Here is an 868-nt window from a genome sequence, read left to right as displayed (position 1 = left end):
CAACCTTCCTCGAGCTAGCACACGAAGTCATACGAGTAAACTCACGCAAACCTCTACACACACCACCCCCCCTGTCAGGTCGCGGACCTCCCCGCCCCCCCCCCCCACTCTGCTGTTGCGGGGGGCGGGGTTCCCGCGCCGGTCGCCTCCCGGGGAAGCAGGGGGCTGCTGCCGGCAGGTGGGGGTCGCGGGGTGGGGCGGCTTGCCCGGAGGCGTCCCCCGCACACGCTAATTCGTTGGGCCAATGTGATTACTCTGCAGCGGTGCGAACCGTGACCGGGTGACGGGGGAGCGTATTCAGAAGATCCGTTTTGCGGATCATCCTGGAGTGTCATGCGTACTCGAATCACCACCCTGGTCCTGTCCGGACTGGCCTCGGCCGCCCTCGCGTGGGGCGCCGGCGGCACGGCCTACGCTTCGCCCCCCGTCGACCACAGCGCAGCCGCCGAAGCGGCAGGGGTCCACGGCGAATGGGTCGACAGCCTCCTGCGCCTGGCCCAGGAGGACACCGGCTCCGCCGCCGGCGCCTGGGCCTTCACCGGTCGCAGCACCCTCTACTCCACGCCGGTAGTCCGCCCGGCCCACCGGGCCGACAGCGACTCCGAGGCCGGCGAAGACTCGGTCGACAGCTCGGAGCCGGACCTCGCGGAGCCGGCCGAGGCCGTCGCCGCCGAGCAGGAGGACTCGGTTCAGTCGGGCGAGGGCAGTTCCGAGCGCGGTCGGCCGATGGTCAAGTCGCCGGAGCTCGTGCTCCCCGAGGGTTCGTCGGCCGGTGGCGGCGAGCACTGCCACGAAGGCGGGCACGGCCACCCCGGCGATCACGGCTCCTCCGACTGCGTCTGCCCCCACGGCGACCATGGCGACCACG

At 71.5% G+C, this 868-nt stretch carries 1 pseudogene; it reads left to right on the top strand.

Going from position 1 to position 868, the window contains the following annotated elements:
• Window positions 1-333: 333 nt before the first annotated feature.
• Window positions 334-868: pseudogene (locus tag AB0J08_RS41395) on the top strand (hypothetical protein); the annotation flags it as partial.

Source organism: Kitasatospora sp. NPDC050463, from assembly GCF_040655255.1.
Taxonomy (GTDB): Bacteria; Actinomycetota; Actinomycetes; order Streptomycetales; family Streptomycetaceae; genus Kitasatospora.
Note: the sequence above shows the minus strand (reverse complement) of the source record. Positions and strands in the feature narration are given on the sequence as shown.